Genomic DNA, 26,956 nt, shown 5'->3' with positions numbered 1-26,956 from the left:
TTTGTATAAGCCAGCGTATTTTTTGCCGATCCGGATACGGAAAACCATGTCGAAACGCCTTCCTCCTCTCAACGCACTGCGTGTTTTTGATGCAGCTGCACGCCATTTAAGCTTTACCAAAGCCGCAGAAGAGCTGTTTGTCACCCAGGCTGCTGTAAGCCATCAGATTAAATCTCTGGAAGATTTTCTGGGGTTAAAGCTATTTCGCCGGAGGAATCGTTCGCTATTACTGACCGAAGAAGGACAAAGCTACTATCTCGATATCAAAGAGATTTTCTCGGCAATCAACGAAGCGACCCGCAAACTGCAGGCACGCAGTGCCAAGGGTGCGCTGACCGTTAGTTTACTGCCGAGCTTTGCCATTCAGTGGCTGGTTCCCCGCCTCTCCAGCTTTAATATGGCTTATCCGGGAATCGACGTGCGTATCCAGGCGGTTGACCGCGACGAAGAGAAACTGGCCGACGATGTCGACGTGGCGATTTTTTACGGCCGGGGTAACTGGCCCGGCCTGCGGGTTGAAAAACTTTATGCCGAATATCTGCTGCCGGTCTGTTCACCGTCGCTGATGACCGGGGATAATCCGCTGAAAACGCCGATGGATCTGTCGCGTTTTACTCTGCTGCATGATGCCTCCCGCCGGGACTGGCAATCTTATATCCGGCAACTGGGCCTGCAGCATATCAATGTGCAGCAGGGGCCAATCTTCAGCCACAGCGCCATGGTATTGCAGGCGGCGATTCATGGTCAGGGCGTGGCGCTGGCGAATAACGTCATGGCGCAGAGCGAAATAGAAGCCGGGCGATTAATCTGCCCGTTTAATGATGTATTAGTCAGTAAAAACGCTTTTTATCTGGTTTGTCATGACAGTCAGGCAGAACTGGGTAAAATAGCCGCCTTCCGACAGTGGATCCTGGAAAAAGCTGCAACCGAACAAGAAAAATTCCGCTTTCGCTATCAACAATAACATATTGATTTATTTGCATTCAGATGCAAAAGGACTCTGAGGATCGGTTAATGTCCAGTCGTGCCATGTTTGTTTTTTCGGCTATCAGCGGATTTCTGCTGGTGGCTTTTGGCGCATTTGGTGCCCACGTTTTGAGTCAGTCGCTTGGTGCGGCTGAAATGGCCTGGATTCATACCGGGCTGGAATATCAGGCTTATCACACCTTAGCGGTGATGGGGCTGGGTGCTGCGATGTTACGCCGCGCCAATATCTGGTTTTACTGGAGCAGTGCGCTGATGGCGCTCGGCACCGTGCTGTTTAGTGGCAGCCTCTATTGTCTGGCGCTGTCACATCTGAAGTTTTGGGTTTTTATCACACCCGTGGGCGGGGTCTGTTTCCTCGCCGGTTGGGTATTGATGTTGATTGGCGCGCTGCGTCTTAAACGAAAGGCAGAACGCCATGAATAAAGTTTTACTCTATTGTCGTCCCGGTTTTGAAAAAGAGTGTGCGGCGGAAATCAGCGCCAAAGCGGCTGAACGTGAAATCTACGGCTTTCCGCGGGTTAAAGATGACTCTGGCTACGTGCTGTTTGAGTGCTATCAGTTTGAAGATGCCGAGCGGCTGGCACGTGAGTTGCCATTTGACGAGCTGATTTTTGCCCGTCAGATGCTGGTCGTCGGCGAAATGCTGCGTGACCTGCCGCAGGAAGATCGCATTACCCCGATTGTCGGCATGCTGACCGGCGTAGTGGAAAAGGGCGGCGAACTGCGTGTTGAAGTGCCAGACACCAACGAAGCCAAAGAGCTGACTAAGTTCTGCCGCAAGTTCACCGTGCCGCTGCGCTCGGCACTGCGTGAAAGCAAGATCCTGTTGAATTATGAGAGCCCGAAGCGCCCGGTCGTGCATGTGTTTTTCATCGCACCGGGCACCTGTTACGTCGGCTACTCCATCCGGGAAAACAGCTCGCCGTTTTACATGGGTATTCCACGCCTTAAGTTCCCCTCCGATGCGCCAAGCCGTTCCACCCTTAAGCTGGAGGAGGCGTTTCACGTCTTTATCCCTGCGGATGAGTGGGATGAGCGTTTAGCCAGCGGCATGTACGCCGTGGATCTCGGTGCCTGTCCGGGCGGCTGGACCTATCAGCTGGTTCAGCGCAGCATGATGGTGTATGCGGTGGACAACGGACCGATGGCACCGAGCCTGATGGATACGGGCCAGGTGATGCACGAGAAAGCGGATGGCTTTAAATTCCGTCCGCCACGCACCAACATCAGCTGGCTGGTGTGTGACATGGTGGAGAAGCCGGTGCGTGTGGCTAACCTGATGACCGACTGGCTGGTCAACGGCTGGTGCCGTGAAGCGATCTTCAACCTTAAGTTGCCCATGAAAAAGCGCTATGAAGAGGTGACGCAGAATCTGGCCATGATGCAGGAACGATTCGATGATAATGGTATTAACGTGCAGATTCGCGCTCGTCAGCTTTACCATGACCGCGAAGAGGTGACCGTACATGTGCGCCGAATCTGGGCGGCTGCCGGTGGTCGTCGCGACGAACGTTAATCGCAGGGCTGAGTGCAAGGGCACTCAGCCGGTATAACGCAGCGTATTCAGATTGCCCTGCAGCACCAGATCCCGCTTCAGGGTTGCGACCTGACGGCTGATCTCTGCCATCTGCTGACCCTCAGCGAGCTTCTCCCGCCATCTGGCTGGCACCTGATCCAGTTGCTGATAGATCCCTTCAAGCGTGTGAAACTCTGTCAGCAGCTGTTTCGCGCTTTTCGGACCGATGCCGGTGATGCCCGGAATTTTACTGCTGCTGATGCCGCACAATCCCCAGTAGTCGGGTAACCGCTGGGGCGCCACACCAAATTCAGCCTCGATAAAAGGCAGATCAAGCCAGCGTTTCTGGAAGTAGTCGCGGATGCGGATCTCGGGTGCCAGCAGCTGACAGTAGCCTTTGTCGGTTGAAACAATGGTGGCCTGATGTCCGGCCTGAGCCATTTTCACCGCCAGCGTCGCCGCTAAATCGTCCGCCTCATCCTCGCCCGCTATCCAGCAGCTTACGCCTGCGGCGCGAAAGGCCTCCTGTAACGCTGGCATCTCTGCCTGTAAATCGTCTGGCATCTGCGGGCGACCGCTTTTGTAATCGGGTAGCAGCTGATGACGCCAGCCCTGATGACGTGCTTCGCCATCAAACACCGCCACCGCATGAGTCGGATGGGCGTGACCCAGTATCTGGCGCAGCGCGGCCACGCAGCCTTCGACACAGGGTGAGCCCTGTACCGCATGCAGACGGCGAATCAGATTCAATGCGTCAACAATAACAAGATGAAGAGCCATGAGAGTATGGGCAGCCCGGGGGCTGCCTCCTGGTTTATTTGATAATTTCGTAGCAGGGAATGTAGGCGGTGCCTGGCAGTTTCATGCGTTGCTGTGCAACGAATCCCTGTAGCAGCTCATCCATGCGGTGCATGATGTCGGGGTCGCCATGGAGTTTGTAGCGTCCCTTCTCACGGATTTCGCGGATGCCCATCTCTTTAACGTTACCGGCTACGATACCTGAGAAGGCGCGGCGCAGGTCAGCAGCCAGCTTTTCGGGTGGCTGATTGGTGTAGAGATTGAGATTCGCCATATTTTCATGGGTTGGCAGGAACGGCACCTGCAGATCGGGTTCAATGCGAATCGACCAGTTAAAGCTGTAAGCATCGCCGGTTTCGCGACGATTCTCTTTTACCTGTGGCATCGCTTTCTTCATCAGACGCGCCACTTCGGCTGCATCGTTGATGATGATCTGATAATGCTTACGCGCCTGTTCGCCCAGCGTGTTAACGATGAAATCATCCAGTACGCGGAAGTAGTCGGCGCTCTCTTCCGGCCCGGTCAGGATCAGCGGTAATACCTGATCGCTGTTCTGCGGATTCATCAGGATGCCCAGCAGATAGAGCAACTCTTCTGCGGTCCCTACGCCGCCCGGGAAAATGATGATGCCATGGGCAATGCGCACAAAAGCTTCCAGACGTTTTTCGATGTCCGGCATGATGATCAACTCATTCACCAGCGGATTCGGCGGTTCTGCCGCAATGATGGAGGGTTCGGTCAGGCCGATAAAGCGGCTGTCACGATAGCGCTGCTGAGCATGGCCTACGGCGGCCCCTTTCATTGGCGCTTCCATCACGCCCGGCCCGCAGCCGGTACAGATGTTCAGTTCACGCAGTCCAAGCTGAGTTCCGACATTGCGGCAATACTGGTACTCAACGGCGTTGATCGAGTGACCGCCCCAGCAGACCACGGTGTTGGGATACTCGCCGATATGCAGCGCCCGCGCGTTACGCAGAATGGAAAACACGGTGTTGGTGATAGTGGCGGAGTCATTTTCTTCAGCCGCAGTGAACCGACCCGGCATGTTGAGCTGACCGCTGACAAACAGGATGTCACGCAGCACCGCAAACAGGTTAGCCTGCAGTGAACGGATGATGCGGCCATCCACAAACGCCTCCTCCGGTGGATTGATCAGCTCCAGTTTGACGCCGCGCTCACGGCGCAACACATTGATGTCGAAATTTTCAAAGCGGGAGAGCAGCTCCTGGCTGCTGTCAGTCTGGCTGCCGGAGTTAAGCACGGCAAGAGAGCAGTTGCGAAACAGCTGGTAGAGGTCGCTGCTGGCTGTGCGCTTGAGCATATCGACTTCCAGCTGTGAAAGCAGATCCATCGAGCCAAGAGGGCTGATATGGGTAATCAAATGAACTCCTTTACACCCGCCTGGGTGCGTGTTGGCACTGCAACGGCAGTGACGAAAATCCCTGGTCGGCCACCCGCAGGTAGCCGCCATCACCAGAGTAGCCTTGTCGGCCCGCACAGCTCAAGCGGAACTGCGCTTAGTGCATGCAGCCTGCGAGAAGTCTCGCAAACTACTGACGGACCAGCCGCGAAAAACCGGGCGAGAAGGGCACATTAGTGCGCCATGGATTGATATCCAGTCCGCCACGACGGGTGTAGCGTGCATACACCGTCAGCGCTTCCGGATGGCAGAAACGCATCACATCATTAAAAATGCGTTCGACACACTGCTCGTGAAATTCGTTGTGCTGGCGGAATGAGACCAGATAGCGCAGCAGTGCTTCACGGTCGATACGCGGGCCTTTATAACGAATCATCACGGAGCCCCAGTCGGGCTGATTGGTAATCAGACAGTTTGACTTGAGCAGGTGGCTGACCAGCGTCTCTTCAACGATTTCGCTGCCCGCCGCATCGGCCAGATAGTCAGCATTGAAGCGATAATCCTCTATGGCGATATCCTGCTCATCAATACAAAGCCCCTCAAAATGGCCGATGGGCTGACCTTCCACTTCATTGAGACGGAACAGCGCGACCCGCGCTTCACCTTCAGCACAGGCACTCAGGTCACGCTCCAGCGTCTGACGAACCTCGCCCCAGTCGGCAAAGCGGGTCTGGTTGAAACTGTTAAGGTAGAGCTTGAAGCTTTTTGACTCGATAAGGTTGCGGCTCTGCGCATCGAGCACCACTTCGCCAACGGCGACCTGTGGCAGACCTTTGCTGTTGAGCCATGAGAGTTCATACAGGGTCCAGATATCACTGCCGGTAAAGGGCAGACTGTCGGGAAACAGGCCAAGGGGTTCACGATTCAGGCTGCGCGGCACCGCCTGCAGTAAGCTGTTGTCATAATGATCGTGATAGGCTGTGGGTTTGCCCAGCGTCAGGTTGCTGAGTGCCTGATCCTGTTCGTGAGTAGTCATTGCGGTTACCACCAAAATTAATCAAAGTGGCTAAGTGTAACCCATCAGAAGTGAGAATATGAATGATGCAGCAAACTGCCGCCGCGTTGCGCGACTTTACCACCCGATACTGCCAGCACTGGCTTCAGCAGGCCGGGCATGCGCCGGCCAGCAGCGATCTCTTTGGTGTACCTTCGCCCTGTGCCCTGGAGGATCGCGATCAGCGGGTCGTCTGGCAGCCGCAGCCTTTTACTCTGCCACAGACGCTGGATGCGGTTGAGCGGGCGATCGACATCCAGCTCCAGCCGCAGATCACGGCTTTCTATACCACGCAGTTTGCCGGCGATATGCAGGCCAGTTTTGGTGAGAATCAGCTGACACTCTTACAGGTCTGGAGTGAGGATGATTTCCTGCGGTTACAGGAGAATCTGATCGGGCATCTGGTGATGCAGCGCCGCCTTAAACAGTCGCCTACGCTGTTTATCGCCACCACCGAGTCAGAACAGGAGATCATCTCGCTTTCTAATCTCAGCGGCGAAGTGATTCTGGAGCAGCCCGGCGGTAAACAGCGTGTGAAATTAGCGGAAACGCTTGAGATATTTCTTAAGTCATTACAACCGGTTATCATCTGAGTTGCAGTGATTTGCCTCTGACCTTGTGAGACATCTCTTACATGTGCTGTGAGAGATCGCTATATAACAGGTGAGACTTCCGGAAGGCTGAGATGTAAAAATATTGTGAATCATCAACTTAATGGCGTTTATCTGAATTTACGCCGCACATTTCGTAAAGTTCTGCTGTGAGTACCTTGTGCGCGTAACGAGTTCTGTCAAAATGTTTCGCACTGCAGGAAGCTCAGGAAAAAGATATCGTCAGGATGATGATAAGCCATGAGGCAGGAACGTAACGGAGCTTACGGCACACGGAAGGTTTCAGGATGAAACAGGATCGCTCAGGATTGAGCAAGGGACACCTCCAGGATGGAGAATGAGAACCCCCTCGGAAGAGGTGGTGGGCCAGGATGCTAAGGATACATCAGGACGATGCGCGACAGGAGTTCGCACTGGACAAGTTGTCATGGAAGAGCAGGGAGCATTAACGTGGCGGGATGGCTGCAAACGAACCGGGAGCACTGTTTATACAGTGCTCCCTTTTTTTGTGCCTGTGCCAACAAGTGATATGCTTGCCGCCCATTTTTGACTGCTCGCGGAGGTGGCGCATGACGCCTGAACAATTGATTACGCAACGGCTGGAACAACTGGAAGCGGTGATGCGTGAGCATCATCTCTGGCAGAGTACCCCGCCGGCCGAGGGGGCGCTCGAGAGCCGCGAACCCTTTTGCCTGGATACGCTGGAGCCGCTGCAGTGGCTCCAGTGGGTGTTAGTCCCGCGGATGCATGCCCTGATTGCGGCCCGACATCCGTTACCACAAAATTTTGCCGTGGCCCCCTATTATGAGGTGGCTCTGGTGCCTGACCAGCCGGGTATTGCACCGCTGTTGCTGACCCTGCGTCAACTTGATGCGTTAATCACGGATGCTGCCCACTGATGCTGGAGATACTCTATCAGGATGAGTGGCTGGTTGCCGTCAACAAGCCCAGCGGCTGGCTGGTTCATCGCAGCTGGCTGGATCGCCATGAAACGGTGTTTGTGATGCAGACCGTTCGTGATCAGATTGGGCAGCATGTGTTTACGGCGCATCGTCTCGACAAGCCCACGTCAGGGGTACTGCTGATGGGGCTCTCCAGTGAAGTCGGACGTCTGCTTTCGCTGCAGTTTGAACAGCACCAGATGCAGAAAACCTACCATGCTGTGGTTCGCGGCTGGCTGGAGAGCAGCGGGACGCTCGATTATCCGCTGGTGGAAGAGCTGGATAAAATTGCCGATAAACACGCCACGGAAGCGCGCACCGCACAGCCCGCGGTCACCGATTATCAGTCACTGGCAACGGTCGAGATGCCGGTCGGCATTGGCCGTTATCCCACTTCGCGTTATAGCCTGGTTGAACTGGCTCCTAAAACCGGTCGCAAGCATCAGCTGCGTCGTCATATGTCACACCTGCGTCATCCGATTATTGGCGATTCGGCGCACGGCGATCTGCGTCAGAACCGGGGGGCTGCCGAACATTTTGGCGCTAACCGCCTGATGCTGCACGCCAGCAGCCTGGCATTAACTCATCCGGTAACCGGTGAACCGTTGCTGCTTCGCGCCGGACTGGATGGCGTCTGGCAGAACCTGATGAACCAGTTTGGCTGGCAGGATCGCATTCCTGAGGTGCCGCGGGTTGAGTTTGACGCAGCGCCAGGACAGGATAACGTTTCAGAATAAGGGAGAAAGCAGATGGCAAAGATTGGCATTTTTGTAGGTACGGTATATGGCAATGCGCTACTGGTCGCGGAAGAAGCAGAGCCCATTCTGCAGCAGCAGGGGCACAGCGTAACGGTGTTTGACGATCCTACGCTGGCTGACTGGCAAAACTATGCCAGCGACGTGGCGTTAATCGTCACTTCTACTACCGGGCATGGCGATTTTCCCGACACCATTTCAGGTCTGTTCCATGCGATTAAAGATCAGCTCGGTCATCAGCCCGCGCTGCGCTATGGCGTGATTGCGCTGGGTGACAGCAGCTATGACCATTTCTGTGGCGCGGGTAAAACCTTTGACGCGCTGCTGCAGGAGCAGGGCGCTCAGCGGGTCGGCGAGGTGTTACTGGTTGATGCCACTGAAAATCCGGAACCGGAGGCGGTTACCTCGCCGTGGGTTGAAGCCTGGGGCGCGCAGCTCTGATTGCCACGCCAGGCTTATCTCTGCCTTAGCTGAGATAAGCCTGTGTTGCGCATACGGCGATATCCGTTGAGTGCACTGTCAGGTGACAGGCGCCGGGTTAAACACCGCCAGCTGATTACGAATGCCCCAGCGATCGGACCAGGTCTGCTTTCTGCCACTGGCGATATCCAGAATCAACTCAAACAGTCGCCAGCCCACCTGCTCAATACTCTCTTCACCGGTAGCAATCGTCCCGGCATTGATGTCCATCAGATCGTGCCAGCGCTCTGCCAGCGCATTACGCGTCGCCATCTTGATCACCGGAATCGCGGCCAGACCGTAAGGCGTACCGCGACCAGTAGTAAACACCTGCAGGGTGATACCGGATGCCAGCTGCTGTGTACCGCAGACAAAATCGCTGGCGGGCGTCGCTGCGTAGATCAATCCGCGTCGCGTGGGCCGCTGGCCGGGCGAGAGCACTTCAACAATGGCGCTGCGTCCCGATTTTGCGATCGAGCCAAGCGCTTTTTCCACTACGTTCGCCAGCCCGCCTTTTTTATTGCCCGGCGACGGGTTAGCGCTGCGATCGGTCTGGCCCTGGTCGAGGTAATTATCATACCAGGCCATCTCCTCCAGTAAGCGCTTACCGACTTCCTGATTAATCACCCGCGGCGTCAGCAGGTGAATCGCATCACGTACTTCAGTGACTTCCGAGAACATCACGGTGGCACCGCAACGCACCAGCAGATCAGAGGCGAAGCCCACTGCCGGATTTGCCGTCACGCCCGAAAATGCATCGCTGCCACCACACTGCATGCCGACAATCAGTTCTGCTGCGGAGCAGGTTTCGCGCTGGCGCTGATTCAGCCGCTGGAGATGACGCTCCGCCACCTGCAGAATCTCATTGACCATCGCGCCAAAGCCCACCAGCTTTTCATCCTGCAGACGCACGATGTCATGGTCGTCCAGCGAAATCGCCTGCACGTCGGGGGTGCCAGTCAGCAGACGCTCTGGCTGTAACTTTTCACAGCCGAGGCTGACGATCATCACTTCGCCGCCGAAATTCGCATTCAGCGCCAGGTTATGAATGGTGCGAATCGGCACGACCGCCGCGGGAGCGTTGATCGCCACACCACAGCCATAAAGGTGGTTCAGGGCAACCACACCATCCACGTTCGGATAGCGCGGCAGTAACTCCCGTTCAATGATCTGTACGACATGATCCACCACACCGGCCACGCAGTGGACGCTGGTGGTGATGCCGAGCAGGTTACGCGTGCCTACGCTGCCATCCGCATTGCGGTAACCTTCAAAGGTATAGCCCTCCAGCGGCGGCAAATCAGGTGGAACCTGAGTAGCTAACGGCAGACTCTCCAGCGGAGGGGCTTCCGGCAGCGCGACCAGTGACTCATCAATCCAGCTGCCCTGGGCAATATCCCGCAATGCATAGCCAATGACTTCGCCATAACGCACGATCTCTGCACCCTGATTAATCGCGCTCAGCGCCACTTTGTGGCCCTGCGGCACATGCTCTGTGAGGGTCAGGCCATCCGCAAACTGCGTACCGGCTGGCAGACCCAGACTGTTAACCACAATCGCCACATTGTCGTGCTCATGGACTTTGATATAGAGCGGTTGTTCATCTGTTTTTGGGTTCATCGCTCACCTTCCTGTCTGTCGTACCGTACTTGTGCGGCACGCTGTAATGATCTGACCTATCACGCCCTTGTTTGCCAGCTTCAGTATAGGGAGGCGGGGCGGGTCGCGCATTGTGCAAATGACCACCATTAAGGCAATTCGTCTCGCTGTTTTGGGTCGATTATCCAAAAGCAAGTGAAGACCCTCACAAACAGCGGGGGAAAGCGTTATCCGGGGCGGATTTTGCACGGGTATTTGCCACTTTCGTGAGCTATACCGCAGGCTTTTGTGCATCCGCAAGACAATCACTTCAATAAGGCGATTATTCCAGGGCGATGCGCCAATGTGATCGCCACAGGCTGTTCTTATACTGAGTTCCGTTAGCCAAAGTCAGGTTATCTGTCACGACGTATTATTCATCCGAAAGAGGTTGCCTGGGATTATTAACCGCCGCGGCTGCCAGACACCGGATGGATAAATAAAGTTTGCCAAAACAAAAAGATCGCCGTGTTTAACCCAACTTCTCTCTGATACCCAACGCGATGTGTATGCAGTCAGAGCGAATGTAGCTCACGCTATATTTCAGGAGTGCATCATGAATAGTTTCAGCCAGACCGCGGAAACGGTGCAGAAACGCACCAATGCCCGTTACTGGATTGTGGTGATGTTATTTATCGTCACCTCATTCAACTACGGTGACCGCGCAACGATTTCGATTGCCGGTTCGGCGATGTCAAAAGATATTGGCCTCGATTCGGTCGGACTCGGCTATATCTTCTCAGCCTTCTCATGGGCGTATGTTATTGGTCAGATTCCGGGCGGCTGGCTGCTTGACCGCTTCGGCTCAAAACGCGTCTATTTCTGGAGCATCTTTACCTGGTCGCTCTTTACCTTTTTGCAAGGGTTCGTCGATCTGTTCAGCGGCTTCGGCATCATCATGTCGCTGTTTATTCTGCGCTTCCTGGTGGGACTGGCCGAAGCGCCCTCTTTCCCTGGCAACAGCCGCATCGTCGCGGCCTGGTTTCCGGCGCAGGAGCGCGGCACGGCCGTGGCGATCTTCAACTCGGCCCAATACTTCGCCACCGTTATCTTCGCGCCCATCATGGGCTGGCTGGTCTCTTCCGTGGGCTGGGCGCACGTGTTCTGGTTCATGGGCGGCCTGGGCATCATCCTCAGCTTCATCTGGCTGAAAGTGATCCACGATCCCACCGATCACCCTGGCGTGAATAAAGCCGAACTGGAGTACATGGAGCAGGGCGGTGCGCTGATCAACATGGATGTCAAAAAGGATAGCCGCAAAGTGAGCTGGAGCGAGAAGTGGTTCCAGATCAAACAGCTGCTGACGTCACGCATGATGCTGGGTATCTACCTCGGTCAGTACTGCGTTAACGCCTTAACCTACTTTTTTATCACCTGGTTCCCGGTCTATCTGGTACAGGCGCGCGGCATGTCGATTCTCAAAGCGGGCTTTATTGCCTCGATTCCGGCGGTGTGCGGCTTCCTCGGCGGCGTACTGGGCGGGGTGATCTCCGACTGGCTGATGCGTAAAACCGGCTCGCTGAATATCGCGCGTAAAACACCGATCGTGCTCGGCATGCTGCTCTCTATTTCGATGGTGATGTGTAACTACACCGATACCGAATGGGTGGTGGTGTTCTTCATGGCACTGGCGTTCTTTGGTAAAGGCATCGGTGCGCTGGGCTGGGCGGTGATGGCAGATACTGCGCCGAAAGAGATCAGTGGCCTGAGCGGCGGTCTGTTCAACATGTTCGGTAACTTCTCTGGCATCGTGACGCCTATCGCCATCGGTTACATCATCGCCACCAGCGGCTCCTTTGAAGGCGCGCTGATCTATGTCGGTATTCACGCCTTTGTCGCCGCATTCAGCTTCCTGGTGATCGCGGGCGATATCAAACGTGTCGAACTGAAAACCTGGCCCGGTAAGGATGCATTATGAATACGCAAAGTTCGCCGGTGATTACTGAGATGCAGGTTATCCCGGTCGCCGGTTATGACAGCATGCTGCTCAATATTGGCGGTGCGCACAACGCCTGTTTTACCCGCAATATTGTGGTTCTCACTGACAGCGCCGGTCACACCGGCGTCGGTGAAGCCCCCGGCGGCGACACCATCTATCAGACGCTGGTAGAGGCGATTCCGCAGGTGAAAGGCCAGCAGATTGCGCGAATGAACCGTCTGGTACAACAGGTGCACAAAGGCAATCAGTCGGCTGACTTCACCACCTTCGGCAACGGTGCCTGGACTTTTGAGTTGCGGGTCAACGCGGTAGCTGCGCTGGAAGCGGCGCTGCTTGATCTGCTGGGACAGTGTCTGGGCGTACCGGTGGCTGAACTGCTGGGGCCAGGTAAACAGCGTGATGAAGTGACGGTGCTGGGCTATCTGTTCTATCTCGGTGACCGCCGCAAGACCGATCTGCCCTATCTGAGTGGTGAGCAGGCCAGCCACGACTGGTATCACCTGCGTCATCAGGAAGCGCTGACCAGCGATGCCGTGGTGCGGCTGGCTGAGGCGGCTGCGGATAAATATGGCTTCAAAGATTTTAAGCTCAAAGGCGGCGTGTTGCCTGGCGAGCAGGAGATTGCCACCGCGGCGGCGCTGAAGCAGCGCTTTCCCGACGCCCGCATTACGGTCGACCCGAACGGCGCCTGGCTGCTGGACGAGGCGATAGCGCTGTGTAAAGGGATGCAGGATGTGCTGAGCTACGCTGAAGATCCGTGCGGCGCGGAGCAGGGCTATTCGGGACGTGAAGTGATGGCCGAGTTCCGGCGCGCAACCGGCTTACCGGTGGCCACCAATATGATCGCCACCAACTGGCGCGAGATGAATCACGCGGTGATGCTCAATGCGGTCGATATTCCGCTGGCGGATCCTCACTTCTGGACGCTGAGCGGTGCCGTGCGGGTCGCGCAGCTCTGCGATGAGTGGGGCCTCACCTGGGGCTGCCACTCCAATAACCACTTCGATATTTCGCTGGCGATGTTCACCCATGTGGGTGCAGCGGCGCCAGGCAATCCTACCGCGATTGATACCCACTGGATCTGGCAGGAGGGCGATCAGCGCCTGACGAAAAATCCGCTGCAAATCCGCAACGGGAAAATTGCCGTACCGGATGCGCCGGGTCTGGGCATTGAGCTCGACTGGGAGCAGGTAAACAAAGCCAATCAGCTTTATCAGTCACTGCCCGCCGGTGCACGTAACGACGCCACGGCGATGCAATATCTGGTCCCCGGCTGGACATTTGATCGCAAACGCCCGGCATTTGGCCGAGCAACAGCATAAGGAGCAGGAGATGAGTTCAACACCGAAAGTCACCGCCATGCAGGTTATTCCGGTCGCAGGCTACGACAGCATGCTGCTGAACCTCAGCGGCGCTCACTCGCCATTCTTTACCCGCAACATTGTGATTATCAAAGATAACGCCGGACACACCGGCGTCGGCGAAATCCCGGGCGGCGAAAAAATCCGCCAGACGCTGGAAGATGCGGCGTCGCTGGTGATTGGCAAAACCGTGGGCGAATACAAAAACATTCTCAGCCTGGTGCGCAGCACCTTCGCCGACCGCGATGCCAGCGGGCGCGGCACCCAGACCTTCGATCTGCGCACCACTATTCATGTGGTGACGGGCATTGAAGCGGCGCTGCTCGACCTGCTGGGTCAGCATCTGGAGGTTAATGTGGCCTCGCTGCTGGGCGACGGACAGCAGCGCGACCGCGTTGAGATGCTCGGCTATCTCTTCTACATCGGCGACCGCCGCAAAACGTCCCTCTCTTACCAGAGCCAGGAGAGCGATCCCTGCGACTGGTATCGCCTGCGCCACGAAGAAGCGCTAACCCCGGAGACGGTGGTGCGGCTGGCGGAAGCGGCGTATGAGAAATATGGTTTCAACGATTTCAAACTCAAAGGCGGCGTACTGCGCGGCGGCGAAGAGGCCGAAGCGGTTACTGCGCTGGCTAAGCGTTTTCCTGAAGCCCGTATCACCCTCGATCCCAACGGGGCCTGGTCGCTCAACGAGGCGATCATGCTCGGCAAACAGCTCAAAGATGTGCTCGCCTACGCAGAAGATCCCTGTGGCGCGGAGCAGGGTTACTCCGGCCGTGAAGTGATGGCGGAGTTCCGCCGCGCCACCGGCATGCCAACCGCCACCAATATGATCGCCACCGACTGGCGTCAGATGGGCCATACCCTGTCGCTGCAGTCGGTGGACATTCCGCTGGCGGATCCGCACTTCTGGACCATGCAGGGTTCGGTGCGGGTAGCACAGATGTGTCACGACTTCGGCCTGACATGGGGCTCGCACTCCAATAACCACTTCGACATTTCGCTGGCGATGTTCACCCACGTCGCCGCTGCCGCGCCGGGCGCGATCACCGCCATTGATACCCACTGGATCTGGCAGGAGGGCAATCAGCGCCTGACCAAAGAGCCATTCCAGATCAAAGGCGGCATGGTGCAGGTACCGCAGAAGCCCGGTCTCGGCGTCGAGCTGGATATGGATCAGGTGATGCAGGCCAACGCGCTCTATCAGAAGCAGGGGCTGGGCGCGCGTGACGATGCCGAAGCGATGCAATTTTTAGTGCCGGGATGGACCTACGACAACAAACGTCCCTGCCTGGTACGTTAACCTTTTCGGCTCCCCACGGGGAGCCATCGTCACAGGAGTTTAACCATGAGTAATGCAGCCTGGCCAAATGGATTTCGTCGTCGTTTGTTAGCGGGTGAAACCCTGATCGGCAGCTGGTGTGCGCTTGCCAGCCCGATCTCAACCGAGATTTTAGGGCTGGCCGGTTTTGACTGGCTGGTCCTGGATGGCGAACACGCGCCCAACGATATCACCACGTTTGTGCCGCAGCTGATGGCGCTTAAAGGCAGCCACAGTGCGCCCGTGGTGCGTCCGCCCTGCAACGAGCCGGTGATCATTAAGCGTCTGCTGGATATCGGGTTTAACAACTTCCTGGTGCCATTTGTCGAGACCGAAGAGGAAGCACTGCGAGCCGTCGCCTCAACGCGCTATCCGCCAGCCGGCATTCGCGGTGTCTCGGTTTCGCATCGCAGCAACATGTACGGCACCCTGCCGGATTACAACAGCACCATCAATGACAACATCACAGTGCTGGTGCAGATCGAAACCCAGCAGGCGGTCGATAACATTGACGCAATCGCGGCGGTGGACGGTGTTGACGGTATTTTTGTCGGGCCGGGCGATCTCTCTGCTGCGCTGGGCTATCTCGGTCAGCCTGCACATCCTGAAGTGCTGAAAGTGATTAAACACATTTTTGAACGCGCCAAAGCCGCCGGTAAGCCGAGCGGCATTCTGGCACCGGTGGAAGCGGACGCGCGTCGTTATCTGGAGTGGGGTGCCACTTTTGTCGCCGTCGGCAGCGATGTCGGTATGTTCCGCAACGCCTCTCAGGCGTTATGCGACAAATTTAAGCGCTAATCAATCAAGGGGAAACGCAATGAAAATTGGATTTATCGGCCTGGGTATTATGGGCAAACCAATGAGTAAAAATCTGGTGAAAGCCGGTTATTCGCTGGTGGTGCGCGATCATAACGCTGACAACGAAGCGGAACTGACTGAACTGGGCGCGACCGTGGCGAAATCGCCAAAAGAGGTGGCTGAGCAGTGCGATGTGGTGATTACCATGGTGCCCAACTCGCCGCAGGTCATCGAAGTCTGCCTGGGTAAAAATGGCATTATCGAAGGGGCGAAGCCAGGCCTGGTGGTCATCGACATGAGCTCAATTGCGCCGCTGGCGAGCCGTGAAGTCCACGATGCGCTGGCAGAAAAAGGGATCAAAATGCTGGATGCGCCGGTCAGTGGCGGTGAACCCAAAGCGATTGAAGGCACGCTCTCTGTGATGGTCGGCGGTGATAAAGCGGTGTTCGATACCTGCTACGACATCATGAAATCGATGGCGGGATCGGTGGTGCATACCGGCGACATCGGTGCGGGTAACGTGACTAAGCTGGCCAACCAGGTGATTGTGGCACTGAATATTGCGGCGATGTCCGAGGCGTTATCACTGGCGACCAAAGCGGGTGTAAATCCGGATCTGGTCTATCAGGCGATTCGTGGCGGCCTGGCCGGCAGCACGGTACTGGATGCCAAAGCGCCCATGGTAATGGATCGCAACTTCAAACCCGGCTTCCGCATTGACCTGCATATCAAAGATCTGGCGAACGCGCTGGATACCTCGCACAGCATCGGCGCGCATCTGCCGCTGACGGCGGCGGTGATGGAGATGATGCAGGCGCTGCGTAACGACGGGCAGGGTAGCGCCGACCACAGCGCGCTGGCCTGCTATTATGAGAAGTTAGCGAAGGTTGAAATCGCCCGCTAAAACCCGGTGTCGGTCTCTGCGGAAACCGGACTGGTTCAGAGCCGTTTCAATTACTCAACTGCGCTCGGATTGCCTATGAAAATCGTAATCGCACCGGATTCATATAAAGAGAGTTTATCCGCCCTGGATGTGGCATCGGCGATTGAAGCGGGTTTCCGTGACATCTTTCCCGATGCGCATTACGTGAAAATACCGGTCGCCGACGGCGGTGAAGGAACGGTAGAAGCGATGGTGGCGGCGACGAAGGGAAAAATCGTCAGGCTGAAGGTGACGGGGCCGCTGGGTACAGAGGTCGACGCCTTCTATGGCCTGTCCGGCGATGAGTCCACCGCCTATATCGAAATGGCAGCGGCCAGTGGACTGGAGCGGGTGCCTGCATCGCAGCGTGACCCGCTGATAACGACCTCATTTGGCACCGGCGAGTTGATCAGACATGCGCTGGATAAGGGGGTCGGCCACATCATCATTGGTATCGGCGGCAGCGCCACCAATGATGGCGGAGCCGGCATGATGCAGGCGCTGGGCGCCCGGCTGCTGGACGACCAGGGCTGCGAGATCGGTCACGGTGGCGGTGCACTCGCCGATCTTGCCAGCATCGATATTGACGCGCTGGACACCCGCATTCATCAGTGCCGCATTGAAGTGGCCTGTGACGTCACGAATCCGCTGACGGGCAAAGAGGGTGCATCGGCCATTTTCGGCCCGCAGAAAGGGGCGACACCGGCGCTGGTGCAGCAGCTCGATCAGGCGCTGGCCCATTACGCCGCGATTATTCACCGCGATCTCGATATTGATGTGCTGCATATTCCGGGCGGCGGCGCAGCGGGCGGTATGGGGGCGGCGCTGCACGCCTTCTGTCAGGCAGAGCTGCGGCGCGGCATTGAGATTGTTACTGAAGCGCTGGGGCTGGCGGAAGAGGTAAAAGATGCTGATCTGGTGATTACCGGTGAAGGGCGTATCGACAGCCAGAGTATTAATGGCAAGGTGCCGATCGGGGTCGCCAGCGTGGCAAAGCGCTTTAATAAGCCGGTGATTGGCATCGCCGGAAGCCTGACGGCCGATGTCGGCGTGGTGCATCAGCACGGGATCGATGCGGTATTCAGCGTGCTCTACAGCATCTGTACCCTGGATGAGGCACTCGCCAGCGCCGGAAAGAATGTTGAGATGACGGCACGTAATGTGGCAGCCACGTTAAAGCTGGCCGGGTTTAACTAACCACCAGCATTACCCGGCCACTCCACATCGGCCGGGTTTAACTCACCGCCAGCCTTATCCAATCCCTAACAGCTGGCGGGCTTCTCGGGCGACGTTCTCCATCTCATCCTGCAGCTCCAGCAGCTCCGGCTCCAGCGCAGCGATATCGCTGGCCTCCAGCAGCTCTCTTTCCAGCTGATGGCAGAGTTGCTTCATGCGCGGCACGCCGCTGTAGCTGGCACTGCCGTGCAGCTTGTGAATAATCTCACGCAGGGCGTTGACCTCATTGGTCGACATAAACTGCGCCATCTTCGCATGCACTTCCGGTAAAAATTCCAGCAGCATCCGCAGCAGATCGCGCGCCAGATCGGCTTTGTTCGCCGCCTGTCGCAGCGCCAGTTGCCAGTCCAGCGTGGGTAATATTGGCAGCAGTTCCGGCACGGTGACCACTGGTGGTGGCGTATAGCGCGCCAGCAACTGTCTTAACTTGCTCTCATCAATCGGTTTGGCAAGATAGTCATTCATGCCCGCCTTGATCAATTGCTCACGCTCGCCATCAATCGCATGGGCGGTGACCGCCACAATCGGTGTACTGGCATGATGCGGCATGCTGCGTATAATTTCGCTGGCGCGAATGCCATCGATGTCCGGCATCTGAATATCCATCAGAATCACATCCAGCGACTGCTGACGTGCCTCACGGATGGCGTGTTCGGCGCTGCTGCACAGCAGGATGTTCTGCACCTGCTCCTCCAGCAGCGCGCCAATCAGCTTGAGGTTGGCGGGGTTATCATCCACCGCCATCACCGTCAGCGGCAGCCGGGGTGAAAGCGGCAGTTCACTGATCTGACGGGTATGCAGATCCAGTAACATCGGCAGGAGTCGCGTCAGGGAGATCGGTTTAGCGATGCAACCGTCAATGCCGCGTACCTTCAGTTCATCCGCCAGCAACATCATCGGGCTGGGGAGCGCCATCAGCACGTTGTCGGCCCGATCCAGCAGCGCATTAATCATGCGTTCATTGAGCAGCTCGGGCTGACTGATGTCGACCGGCATCGCCATCAGCAGCAGCGGATAGTGAGACGCTTTTAAACCCTCCAGCGTTTCGCTGTAATCGATCTGCAATGGTGTGGCGCTTAACATCTCCAGTGCTGCGCTGGCAACGTTAGCATCCGCTTCAACATAGGCAATGCGCGCATGTGACAGCGCATCCAGCACGCGTGGCATGCCGGGCGCATTGGGATTGAGATCCAGCTGCACGCGAATCACAAAGGTGGAGCCCTTGTCCGGCTGACTGCTGAAGGTGATTTCGCCGCCCATCTCCCGCACCAGTTTCTGGGTGATCACCAGCCCCAGCCCGGTGCCGCCATGACGGCGCGAAATGCTGGCGTCAGCCTGACGGAACGCCTGGAACAGCTGTGTCTGTTGCTGCTCAGAGATGCCGATGCCGCTATCTTCAACCTGAATCTCCAGCTCGACGCGCGACTGCGTAATCACCCGCTGTCCGACACGCAGGCCGATATATCCTTTCTCGGTAAACTTGATGGCGTTACCGATCAGGTTAATCAGAATCTGTTGCAGGCGCAGCGCATCGCCAATCACATTGTCCGGCACGCTGCTGTCACACACCACCGTCAGCTCCAGCCCTTTGTCATGCGCCGACGGGGCCAGCAGCACCAGCGTTTCATCCAGTGTGGCACGCAGCGGGAAGGGGATCGCCTCCAGCATCAGTTTGCCCGCTTCCAGCTTCGAGAAATCGAGCACGTCATTGATAATACTGAGCAGGTTATTGGCTGAACGTTCAATGGTCTGCATATAGTCGCGCTGGGTGGTGCGCAGCTGGGTTTTCAGCATCTGCCGGGTAAAGCCCAGCACGCCGTTAAGCGGCGTCCGCAGCTCATGCGACATATTGGCCAGAAACTCAGATTTGATGCGCGCCGCTTCCTGGGCGCGTTTCTTCGCCAGATCCAGCTCAACGTTCTGAATCTCCAGCTGTTCCAGCGTCTCTCGCAGATCGTAGGTCGCCTGATCGATATTGTGCTGCATCTCTTCGTGATAGGCGGTCAGCGACATCGCCATCGCATTAATCCCGTTTTTCAGAATGCTGAGTTCACCCAGCATGTATCCCTCAACGCGGCTGTCGAGCTGGCCGCGACGGATGCGGTCAACGGTGGTGACCATATTGCGGATCGGGCCGGTGACATCACGCATCAGACGATAGGCAAACAGCATGGCCAGGCAGAGGCAGAAGAGCAGCATCAGCGTGGCGACAAACACCTCTTTGTACTGCTGCAGGCGCACCGACTGCAGATCCAGTTCTATCGCCACGTAGCCCAGCGGATTGCCCGACGGCTTGGCATCTTCGTCCGGCAATTCATCCACATCGTAACGCTCGGTGGTGATCGGTGTGCGCAGAATCAATACGTTGCCGTGACGCTCCATGGAGACATCGTCGGGCAGGGCGCGGATATCATCCTGTTGCAGCAGGCTGAGGTTCTGCTTGTGATTGGAGGTGACGTAGAGCTGGTTGTGATTATCAAACACCGAGATCGCCCGGACGATGCCGGAATGGCGGCGGTGCAGCAGGCTGACCAGTTCACGCATGGCGTCACGGTTGTGCCAGGTCATGCTGTATTCGCTGGAGATCGCCAGCGGTTCAATGATATTGGCTCCGGCATCGATAACCTGGCGCTGCAGTTCATTGTAGCGGTGCACCACAAAAAATGAGCTGAGCAGCAGGCCAACCATCAGCGTGGGTGCCAGAATTAAAATCATCATTCGCGCCCGCAGGCTGTATTTGGTCATAATAGTCGCCTAGCTACTCCGGCATTAACGTCCCTGTGCATGCTGTCGACAAAAACAATGCAGGTCGTTTTCGATAAAGAGAATTAATAACACTATGGCGCAATTTTACGTTGCAAAACAGCGCGTGACGACGCAACAACGGATTACCGTCACCATTGAGGCGCTTGATCCGTTCGGACAAGGGGTGGCGCGTCACAAGGGCAAAACCCTTTTTGTTGCCGGTGCCCTGCCTGGGGAACAGGCGGAGGTCATGCTGACAGAGGATAAACGTCAATTTGCCCGGGCGAAAGTGACACGACTGATTAGCCGCAGTCCGGCGCGCGTCACGCCGCGCTGCCCACATTATGAACGCTGCGGCGGCTGCCAGCAGCAGCATGCCGATGTGGTGCTGCAACAGCAGAGCAAAGCCCAGGCGCTGAGCCGGATGCTGCGCCAGGCCGCCGCACAAGATGTGGCGGTGGATGAGGTGATCGCCGGTCAGCCCTGGGGCTATCGTCGTCGCGCCCGTCTGGGGCTGCAATGGCAAAATAAGGCGCAGCGTTTGCAGATGGGCTTCCGTCAGGAAGCCAGCAACGATCTGGTCGATATTCAGCAATGCCCCATTTTAGTGCCCGAACTTGAGGCTTTACTGGTTCCACTGCACCAGTGTCTCAGTGAGTTACGCGCCGTCAGGCGTCTCGGGCATGTGGAGCTGGTGCTGGCAGACAACGGGCCTCTGATGATTCTGCGCCATCTTGATGCGCTGCATGCGGATGACCGTGAAAAACTGGAACAGTTTTCGCATAAGCATCAGCTGATGCTGTTCCTGGATGCGGGCGAGGAAGATTTGAGTGCGTTAAGTGAGTCGACGCCGTTTTATCAATCTCACCAGCTTAAGCTAACCTTCAGCCCACAGGATTTTATTCAGGTTAACGACAGTGTTAATCAGCAGATGGTTGCGAAGGCAATTGCCTGGCTCGATCTGCAGCCGGAAGACCGGGTGCTGGATCTGTTTTGCGGCATGGGAAACTTCACACTTCCTATAGGAATCTTCGTACATAATGTGGTTGGTGTGGAGGGGATTGCAGCATTAGTGCGGCAGGCAGCGTATAATGCTGATTTGAATAATCTTAAAAATGTCAGTTTCTTTCAGCATAATCTGGAAGAAGAAGTGTCGCGCCAGCCGTGGGCGGCACAGGGATTTAACAAGGTATTACTCGATCCGGCACGCGCCGGGGCTGCGGGCGTAATGGCGCATGTGGTTAAACTTGCACCAGATCGCGTGGTCTATGTTTCGTGTAATCCCACCACACTCGCCCGCGACAGCCAGACATTGCTGTCGGCAGGCTACCAATTGGAAAGGGTCGCGATGCTGGATATGTTCCCACATACCCGTCATCTCGAATCCATGGTGCTGTTCAGAAAAACATAAGCGATGTATGTCGTTGTGCAGGAGAGGTTATGGTTGCGGTCAGAAGTGCGCATTTAAATACTGAGGGGGATTTCGCCCTCGACCAGTGGATCGCCAGTCTCGGTATTGCCAACCCGCAATCATGTCAACGTGTGGCCGAGACCTGGCGCTACTGTGAAGCGCAGACGCAGGGCCATCCTGATCAGTCGCTGCTGCTGTGGCGCGGTATTGAGATGGTTGAAATCCTCTCAATGCTCAGCATGGATATCGAAAGCCTGTGTGCGGCGCTGATTTTCCCGCTGGCTAACGATGAAGTGGTGAGTGAAGAGGAGCTGGAAACCGCCGTCGGCAAAGGCATTGTCTCGCTGGTACACGGCGTGCGCGATATGGACGCCATCCGCCAGCTGAAAGCGATCCACAACGACTCCATGGCCTCTGAACAGGTGGATAACGTCCGCCGCATGCTGCTGGCGATGGTGGAGGATTTCCGCTGCGTAGTGCTGAAGCTGGCTGAACGCATCATGAACCTGCGCGAAATGAAAGATGCGCCGGAAGATGAGCGGGTACTGGCCGCCAAAGAGAGCACCAATATCTATGCGCCACTGGCCAACCGTCTCGGTATTGGTCAGCTCAAATGGGAGCTGGAAGATTACTGCTTCCGCTATCTGCATCCTGACGAATATAAGCGCATCGCCAAATTACTGCATGAGCGGCGTATTGACCGTGAGCAGTACATCGAGAACTTCGTCAGCAATCTGCGCAAAGAGATGGTCAAAGAGGGCGTGCGCGCTGAAGTCTATGGCCGTCCCAAACATATCTACAGCATCTGGCGCAAGATGCAGAAAAAATCGCTGGCCTTTGATGAGCTGTTTGACGTGCGGGCGGTGCGCATCGTCGCCGATCGCCTGCAGGATTGCTACGGTGCGCTGGGTACGGTGCATACGCTCTATCGCCATCTGCCCAGCGAGTTTGATGACTATGTCGCTAACCCCAAACCCAACGGCTACCAGTCGATTCATACGGTGGTGTTAGGGCCGCAGGGCAAAACGGTGGAGATCCAGATCCGTACCCGCCAGATGCATGAAGATGCCGAGCTGGGCGTGGCGGCGCACTGGAAATATAAAGAGGGGCCAACTTCCAGCAGCGCGCGTGGCGCGGCCGGTCATGAAGAGCGGATCGCCTGGCTGCGTAAGCTCATCAGCTGGCAGGAAGAGATGGCGGACTCCGGCGAACTGCTGGAAGAGGTCCGCAGCCAGGTGTTCGATGACCGGGTCTACGTCTTTACCCCGAAAGGCGACGTGGTGGATCTGCCGGCTGGATCGACGCCGCTCGACTTTGCCTATCATATTCACAGCGACATCGGTCACCGCTGCATCGGCGCGAAAATCGGTGGCCGCATCGTGCCGTTCACCTACCAGCTGCAGATGGGCGATCAGGTTGAGGTGATCACCCAGAAGCAGCCGAACCCGAGCCGCGACTGGCTCAATCCGAATCTGGGCTACATCACCACCAACCGTGGACGCTCGAAGATCCACAACTGGTTCCGCAAGCAGGATCGCGACAAGAATATTATCGCCGGACGGCAGATTCTGGATAACGAACTGAATCAGCTGGATATCAGCCTGCGCGAAGCCGAAAAACTGCTGCTGCCGCGCTATAACGTCACCTCGCTTGAAGAGCTGCTGGCGGCGATTGGCGGCGGCGATATCCGTCTTAACCAGATGGTTAACTTCCTGCAGGCGAAGCTGAACAAGCCGAGCGCCGAAGAGGAAGATCGCGAAGCGCTGCGTCAGCTGACCCAGAAATCGTACACTCCCTCTTCACGCAAAGAGAGCGGACGCGTCGTCGTGGAAGGCGTGGGCAACCTGATGCACCACATTGCCCGCTGCTGCCAGCCGATTCCGGGGGATGATATTGTCGGCTTCATCACCCAGGGGCGCGGCATCTCTATTCACCGCGCCGACTGCGACCAGCTGGCTGAACTCATTTCGCATGCGCCGGAACGTATCGTCGATGCGGTGTGGGGCGAAAGCTACTCCAGCGGCTACTCACTGGTGGTGCGCGTGACCGCCAACGATCGCAGCGGCTTACTGCGCGACATCACTACCATTCTCGCCAACGAGAAAGTGAATGTCCTGGGCGTCTCAAGCCGCAGCGACACCAAAAAACAGCTGGCGACCATCGACATGGATATCGAGATCTACAACCATCAGGTACTGGGACGTGTCCTGGCGCGTCTGAACCAGGTCTCTGATATCATTGACGCCCGTCGCCTGCACTGATATTCAGGCTGGCACTGAGGCAACCGGCAGCTGGAGGTTGCGCAGGCGTTTTCTGCACCACCAGACACGGCCGGGCGCTATTCACGGCGTCCGGCCGTGTTGTACGCTTTGCCTCTTCGCCTGTTGCCTGTCATCTCACTAATCAAGGATCCTCCTGAATGAACGCTATTGAGCGCCTGCTTGGCATAATGAAAACCCTGCGCGATCCACAACATGGCTGTCCGTGGGATCGTGAACAGACCTTCGCCACCATCGCGCCCTATACGCTGGAAGAGACCTACGAAGTGCTGGACGCTATCCAGCGCGAAGATTTTGACGATCTGCGCGGTGAGCTGGGCGATCTGCTGTTTCAGGTGGTGTTCTATGCGCAGATGGCCAGCGAACAGGATCGCTTTAATTTTGAGGATATCTGCCACGCAATCAGCGACAAGCTGGAGCGCCGTCATCCACACATTTTTGGCGATGCCACAGCAGAAACCAGCAGCGAAGTGCTGAAAAACTGGGAAGCGATAAAAACCGCTGAGCGGGCTGACAAAGCCCAGCATTCGGCGCTGGATGATATCCCTAAGGCACTGCCCGCACTGATGCGCGCCCACAAGATTCAGAAGCGTTGTCACAATGTCGGATTCGACTGGACCACGCTGGGGCCGGTGGTGGCTAAGGTGCATGAAGAGATTGATGAAGTGATGCACGAGGCGCAGCAGAGCGTGGTGGATGGTGAGAAGCTGGAAGAGGAGATTGGCGACCTGCTGTTCGCCACGGTTAACCTGTCGCGTCATCTGGGCAGCAAAGCAGAGACCGCGCTGCAAAAGGCCAACGACAAGTTTGAGCGCCGCTTCCGCGAAGTCGAAGCGATCATCGCTGCACAGGGGTTAAGTATGCCGGGTGCCACGCTGGAGCAGATGGAAGCCGCCTGGCAGCAGGTGAAACGGGGCGAGAAGCGCTGATTATTCCAGCGCTGTGCATAAAGTCACCGCTTTCGCTTACTCGATTCAGCCTGACGGCAACTTTGTGACGCACGTCAACATTTCATTGGCGGCTATCGGCTATGTTAGCCGCAGCAATGCGTTGGAGGATGGCGGTGATTCATCAATTGTGGCTGATAGCGGTTTCCAGTATACTGTTTTCCCGTCCTGGTTATTCCACCGTCTTTAAACCTAAACTCTCAGGTTCAGCATGACAACGAATTATATTTTTGTGACCGGCGGGGTCGTTTCCTCTCTGGGTAAAGGCATTGCCGCAGCCTCCCTCGCAGCCATTCTCGAAGCCCGTGGTCTGAACGTGACCATCATGAAGCTGGACCCGTATATCAACGTGGATCCAGGCACCATGAGCCCGACGCAGCACGGTGAAGTTTTCGTCACTGATGACGGCGCTGAAACCGATCTGGATTTGGGTCACTACGAGCGCTTCATCCGTACCAAAATGTCGCGTCGTAACAACTTCACCACTGGCCGTATCTACTCAGAAGTCCTGCGCAAAGAGCGCCGTGGCGACTATCTGGGTGCAACCATTCAGGTTATTCCGCACATCACCAACGCCATCAAAGAACGCATTATTGAAGGCGGTGAAGGTCATGATGTGGTACTGGTCGAAATCGGCGGCACGGTCGGGGATATCGAATCACTGCCGTTCCTGGAAGCGATTCGCCAGATGGCCGTTGATGTGGGCCGCGAACACACCATGTATATGCACCTGACGCTGGTGCCGTATATGGCGGCTGCCGGTGAAGTTAAAACCAAACCGACCCAGCACTCGGTGAAAGAGCTGCTGTCGATTGGTATTCAGCCAGACGTGCTGATTTGCCGTTCTGACCGTGCCGTACCGGCCAACGAACGCGCTAAAATCGCCCTGTTCTGTAACGTCCCTGAAAAAGCGGTTATCTCGCTGAAAGACGTTGATTCCATCTACAAGATTCCTGGCATGCTGAAATCGCAGGGCCTGGATGACTATATCTGCAAGCGCTTCAACCTGAATGCACCGGAAGCCAACCTGGCCGAATGGGAGCAGGTGATCTACGAAGAAGCCAATCCGGGTGGTGAAGTCACCATCGGTATGGTGGGCAAGTATGTTGAATTGCCGGATGCCTACAAGTCGGTCATCGAAGCGCTGAAACATGGCGGCCTGAAAAATCGCGTCACCGTGAACATCAAACTGATCGATTCGCAGGATGTTGAATCACGCGGTGTCGAATTACTGAAAGATCTGGATGCGATTCTGATCCCGGGTGGCTTCGGTTACCGTGGCGTGGAAGGCAAGCTGATGACCGCGCAGTATGCACGTGAAAACAACGTGCCGTACCTGGGCATCTGCCTGGGCATGCAGGTTGCGCTGATGGAGTTCGCCCGCAATGTCGCCGGGATGCCGGGCGCCAACTCCACGGAATTTGTGCCAGACTGTAAATATCCGGTGGTGGCATTAATCACCGAATGGCGTGACGAAGATGGCAACGTCGAAGTCCGCAGCGAGCAGAGCGATCTGGGCGGCACCATGCGTCTGGGCAGCCAGCAGTGTCAGTTAACGCCGGGCAGCCAGGTTCGCCAGCTCTACGGCTCTGACACTATCGTTGAGCGCCATCGCCACCGCTATGAAGTGAACAATATGCTGTTAAAGCAGATTGAAGCAGCCGGTCTGCGCGTAGCAGGTCGCTCTGGTGATGATCAACTGGTTGAGATTATCGAGATCCCGAACCATCCGTGGTTTGTGGCCTGCCAGTTCCATCCTGAGTTTACCTCGACCCCACGCGACGGCCATCCGCTGTTTGCCGGCTTTGTTAAAGCCGCACATGAGCATCAGAAGCGTTTAGCGAAGTAAGTTTCACAGGCAGCGCGCGAACTTTTCGC

Annotated in this window: 22 protein-coding genes; 17 read left to right on the top strand and 5 right to left on the bottom strand. The window is 56.5% G+C overall.

Annotation, left to right across the window (positions count from 1 at the left end; genetic code table 11):
• Nucleotides 1-46 precede the first annotated feature (46 nt).
• Genes AFL22_RS12090 through rlmM form a run of 3 tightly spaced genes read left to right on the top strand, consistent with a single transcriptional unit; the run spans nucleotide 47 to nucleotide 2,503 of the window.
• Nucleotides 47-964: a transcriptional regulator GcvA gene (locus tag AFL22_RS12090; protein ID WP_003854641.1), complete on the top strand. Its 918-nt coding sequence runs from the start codon at nucleotides 47-49 to the stop codon at nucleotides 962-964.
• Between the two features lie 50 nt (nucleotides 965-1,014).
• Nucleotides 1,015-1,410 (top strand): DUF423 domain-containing protein, encoded by a 396-nt coding sequence (locus AFL22_RS12085; RefSeq protein ID WP_010248611.1) that lies wholly within the window; start codon nucleotides 1,015-1,017, stop codon nucleotides 1,408-1,410.
• On the top strand, nucleotides 1,403-2,503 hold the full coding sequence (gene rlmM, locus AFL22_RS12080) for a 23S rRNA (cytidine(2498)-2'-O)-methyltransferase RlmM (RefSeq protein ID WP_010248609.1): 1,101 nt from the start codon (nucleotides 1,403-1,405) through the stop codon (nucleotides 2,501-2,503). The genes AFL22_RS12085 and rlmM overlap by 8 nt, the downstream gene beginning before the upstream one ends.
• A gap of 24 nt (nucleotides 2,504-2,527) precedes the next feature.
• On the opposite strand, the gene xni is transcribed toward rlmM, so the two are convergent.
• From xni to queF, 3 genes are all read right to left on the bottom strand, one after another.
• The gene (gene xni / locus AFL22_RS12075; RefSeq protein WP_052271500.1) at nucleotides 2,528-3,283 is read right to left on the bottom strand and encodes a flap endonuclease Xni; all 756 of its coding nucleotides are present in this window, start codon (nucleotides 3,281-3,283) and stop codon (nucleotides 2,528-2,530) included.
• A 34-nt stretch (nucleotides 3,284-3,317) separates the two neighbouring features.
• A complete protein-coding gene (gene ppnN / locus AFL22_RS12070; protein WP_010672144.1) occupies nucleotides 3,318-4,682 on the bottom strand; it encodes a nucleotide 5'-monophosphate nucleosidase PpnN in 1,365 nt (454 codons plus the stop codon).
• A 169-nt stretch (nucleotides 4,683-4,851) separates the two neighbouring features.
• Nucleotides 4,852-5,697 (bottom strand): NADPH-dependent 7-cyano-7-deazaguanine reductase QueF, encoded by an 846-nt coding sequence (gene queF, locus AFL22_RS12065; protein WP_052271499.1) that lies wholly within the window; start codon nucleotides 5,695-5,697, stop codon nucleotides 4,852-4,854.
• Nucleotides 5,698-5,759: 62 nt separating this feature from the next.
• Between queF and syd the strand changes: the two genes are divergently transcribed.
• From syd to AFL22_RS12045, 4 genes are all read left to right on the top strand, one after another.
• On the top strand, nucleotides 5,760-6,308 hold the full coding sequence (syd, locus tag AFL22_RS12060) for a SecY-interacting protein (protein WP_010672142.1): 549 nt from the start codon (nucleotides 5,760-5,762) through the stop codon (nucleotides 6,306-6,308).
• Between the two features lie 587 nt (nucleotides 6,309-6,895).
• Nucleotides 6,896-7,225, top strand: a complete 330-nt coding sequence (locus tag AFL22_RS12055) for a YqcC family protein (RefSeq protein ID WP_022623807.1) — start codon at nucleotides 6,896-6,898, stop codon at nucleotides 7,223-7,225.
• The gene (truC, locus tag AFL22_RS12050; protein WP_033772508.1) at nucleotides 7,225-8,004 is read left to right on the top strand and encodes a tRNA pseudouridine(65) synthase TruC; all 780 of its coding nucleotides are present in this window, start codon (nucleotides 7,225-7,227) and stop codon (nucleotides 8,002-8,004) included. The genes AFL22_RS12055 and truC overlap by 1 nt, the downstream gene beginning before the upstream one ends.
• A 12-nt stretch (nucleotides 8,005-8,016) precedes the next feature.
• On the top strand, nucleotides 8,017-8,463 hold the full coding sequence (locus AFL22_RS12045) for a flavodoxin (RefSeq protein ID WP_010248594.1): 447 nt from the start codon (nucleotides 8,017-8,019) through the stop codon (nucleotides 8,461-8,463).
• A 78-nt stretch (nucleotides 8,464-8,541) separates the two neighbouring features.
• Here the strand turns inward: AFL22_RS12045 and garD are convergent, their stop codons facing one another.
• Complete coding sequence (gene garD, locus AFL22_RS12040) at nucleotides 8,542-10,101, bottom strand: galactarate dehydratase (protein WP_033769943.1); 1,560 nt, start codon at nucleotides 10,099-10,101, stop codon at nucleotides 8,542-8,544.
• 574 nt (nucleotides 10,102-10,675) lie between these two features.
• On the opposite strand from garD, the gene AFL22_RS12035 reads away from it, so the two are divergent.
• From AFL22_RS12035 to AFL22_RS12010, 6 genes are all read left to right on the top strand, one after another.
• Nucleotides 10,676-12,037 carry an MFS transporter gene (locus AFL22_RS12035; protein ID WP_010248591.1) on the top strand — a complete coding sequence of 454 codons (1,362 nt, stop codon included), beginning with the start codon at nucleotides 10,676-10,678 and terminating at the stop codon, nucleotides 12,035-12,037.
• The gene (locus AFL22_RS12030; RefSeq protein WP_010248589.1) at nucleotides 12,034-13,380 is read left to right on the top strand and encodes an enolase C-terminal domain-like protein; all 1,347 of its coding nucleotides are present in this window, start codon (nucleotides 12,034-12,036) and stop codon (nucleotides 13,378-13,380) included. Before AFL22_RS12035 ends, AFL22_RS12030 begins: the two co-directional genes overlap by 4 nt.
• Before the next feature lie 10 nt (nucleotides 13,381-13,390).
• A complete protein-coding gene (gene gudD, locus AFL22_RS12025) occupies nucleotides 13,391-14,722 on the top strand; it encodes a glucarate dehydratase (protein ID WP_010248587.1) in 1,332 nt (443 codons plus the stop codon).
• 45 nt (nucleotides 14,723-14,767) lie between these two features.
• Nucleotides 14,768-15,538 carry a 2-dehydro-3-deoxyglucarate aldolase gene (gene garL / locus AFL22_RS12020; protein WP_052271498.1) on the top strand — a complete coding sequence of 257 codons (771 nt, stop codon included), beginning with the start codon at nucleotides 14,768-14,770 and terminating at the stop codon, nucleotides 15,536-15,538.
• A gap of 19 nt (nucleotides 15,539-15,557) precedes the next feature.
• Nucleotides 15,558-16,442: a 2-hydroxy-3-oxopropionate reductase gene (gene garR / locus AFL22_RS12015; RefSeq protein WP_010248583.1), complete on the top strand. Its 885-nt coding sequence runs from the start codon at nucleotides 15,558-15,560 to the stop codon at nucleotides 16,440-16,442.
• A 75-nt stretch (nucleotides 16,443-16,517) separates the two neighbouring features.
• Nucleotides 16,518-17,657 carry a glycerate kinase gene (locus AFL22_RS12010; protein WP_033758769.1) on the top strand — a complete coding sequence of 380 codons (1,140 nt, stop codon included), beginning with the start codon at nucleotides 16,518-16,520 and terminating at the stop codon, nucleotides 17,655-17,657.
• 54 nt (nucleotides 17,658-17,711) lie between these two features.
• Here AFL22_RS12010 and barA read toward each other — a convergent pair whose 3' ends face one another.
• Nucleotides 17,712-20,441, bottom strand: coding sequence for a two-component sensor histidine kinase BarA (gene barA, locus AFL22_RS12005; protein ID WP_010248580.1), 2,730 nt, complete (start codon nucleotides 20,439-20,441; stop codon nucleotides 17,712-17,714).
• Between the two features lie 94 nt (nucleotides 20,442-20,535).
• Here barA and rlmD point away from each other — a divergent pair, with 94 nt between their 5' ends.
• The 4 genes from rlmD (at nucleotide 20,536) to pyrG (ending at nucleotide 26,927) form a co-directional block, all read left to right on the top strand.
• Nucleotides 20,536-21,852: a 23S rRNA (uracil(1939)-C(5))-methyltransferase RlmD gene (gene rlmD / locus AFL22_RS12000; protein WP_052271497.1), complete on the top strand. Its 1,317-nt coding sequence runs from the start codon at nucleotides 20,536-20,538 to the stop codon at nucleotides 21,850-21,852.
• Between the two features lie 29 nt (nucleotides 21,853-21,881).
• Entirely contained in the window at nucleotides 21,882-24,113 is a 2,232-nt protein-coding gene (relA, locus tag AFL22_RS11995; protein WP_010248576.1) for a GTP diphosphokinase, read from the top strand.
• Between the two features lie 158 nt (nucleotides 24,114-24,271).
• Nucleotides 24,272-25,060, top strand: a complete 789-nt coding sequence (gene mazG, locus AFL22_RS11990; RefSeq protein WP_050680051.1) for a nucleoside triphosphate pyrophosphohydrolase — start codon at nucleotides 24,272-24,274, stop codon at nucleotides 25,058-25,060.
• A gap of 229 nt (nucleotides 25,061-25,289) precedes the next feature.
• Nucleotides 25,290-26,927 (top strand): CTP synthase (glutamine hydrolyzing), encoded by a 1,638-nt coding sequence (pyrG, locus tag AFL22_RS11985; protein ID WP_010248572.1) that lies wholly within the window; start codon nucleotides 25,290-25,292, stop codon nucleotides 26,925-26,927.
• Nucleotides 26,928-26,956: the final 29 nt, after the last annotated feature.

Origin of the sequence: Pantoea sp. CFSAN033090 (assembly GCF_001264395.1) — a bacterium.
In the GTDB taxonomy this organism is placed as follows: Bacteria; Pseudomonadota; Gammaproteobacteria; order Enterobacterales; family Enterobacteriaceae; genus Pantoea; species Pantoea agglomerans.
This window is presented reverse-complemented; position numbering and strand designations above follow the sequence as displayed.

Coding starts and splice junctions, on each gene's coding strand:
- syd (WP_010672142.1), top strand. CDS start 5,760: ATGATGCAGCAAACTGCCGCCGCGTTGCGCGACTTTACCACCCGATAC.
- garL (WP_052271498.1), top strand. CDS start 14,768: ATGAGTAATGCAGCCTGGCCAAATGGATTTCGTCGTCGTTTGTTAGCG.
- mazG (WP_050680051.1), top strand. CDS start 24,272: ATGAACGCTATTGAGCGCCTGCTTGGCATAATGAAAACCCTGCGCGAT.
- rlmD (WP_052271497.1), top strand. CDS start 20,536: ATGGCGCAATTTTACGTTGCAAAACAGCGCGTGACGACGCAACAACGG.
- garR (WP_010248583.1), top strand. CDS start 15,558: ATGAAAATTGGATTTATCGGCCTGGGTATTATGGGCAAACCAATGAGT.
- truC (WP_033772508.1), top strand. CDS start 7,225: ATGCTGGAGATACTCTATCAGGATGAGTGGCTGGTTGCCGTCAACAAG.
- AFL22_RS12035 (WP_010248591.1), top strand. CDS start 10,676: ATGAATAGTTTCAGCCAGACCGCGGAAACGGTGCAGAAACGCACCAAT.
- pyrG (WP_010248572.1), top strand. CDS start 25,290: ATGACAACGAATTATATTTTTGTGACCGGCGGGGTCGTTTCCTCTCTG.
- xni (WP_052271500.1), bottom strand. CDS start 3,283: ATGGCTCTTCATCTTGTTATTGTTGACGCATTGAATCTGATTCGCCGT.
- AFL22_RS12085 (WP_010248611.1), top strand. CDS start 1,015: ATGTCCAGTCGTGCCATGTTTGTTTTTTCGGCTATCAGCGGATTTCTG.
- gudD (WP_010248587.1), top strand. CDS start 13,391: ATGAGTTCAACACCGAAAGTCACCGCCATGCAGGTTATTCCGGTCGCA.
- queF (WP_052271499.1), bottom strand. CDS start 5,697: ATGACTACTCACGAACAGGATCAGGCACTCAGCAACCTGACGCTGGGC.
- barA (WP_010248580.1), bottom strand. CDS start 20,441: ATGACCAAATACAGCCTGCGGGCGCGAATGATGATTTTAATTCTGGCA.
- relA (WP_010248576.1), top strand. CDS start 21,882: ATGGTTGCGGTCAGAAGTGCGCATTTAAATACTGAGGGGGATTTCGCC.
- AFL22_RS12030 (WP_010248589.1), top strand. CDS start 12,034: ATGAATACGCAAAGTTCGCCGGTGATTACTGAGATGCAGGTTATCCCG.
- AFL22_RS12090 (WP_003854641.1), top strand. CDS start 47: ATGTCGAAACGCCTTCCTCCTCTCAACGCACTGCGTGTTTTTGATGCA.
- garD (WP_033769943.1), bottom strand. CDS start 10,101: ATGAACCCAAAAACAGATGAACAACCGCTCTATATCAAAGTCCATGAG.
- AFL22_RS12045 (WP_010248594.1), top strand. CDS start 8,017: ATGGCAAAGATTGGCATTTTTGTAGGTACGGTATATGGCAATGCGCTA.
- rlmM (WP_010248609.1), top strand. CDS start 1,403: ATGAATAAAGTTTTACTCTATTGTCGTCCCGGTTTTGAAAAAGAGTGT.
- AFL22_RS12010 (WP_033758769.1), top strand. CDS start 16,518: ATGAAAATCGTAATCGCACCGGATTCATATAAAGAGAGTTTATCCGCC.
- AFL22_RS12055 (WP_022623807.1), top strand. CDS start 6,896: ATGACGCCTGAACAATTGATTACGCAACGGCTGGAACAACTGGAAGCG.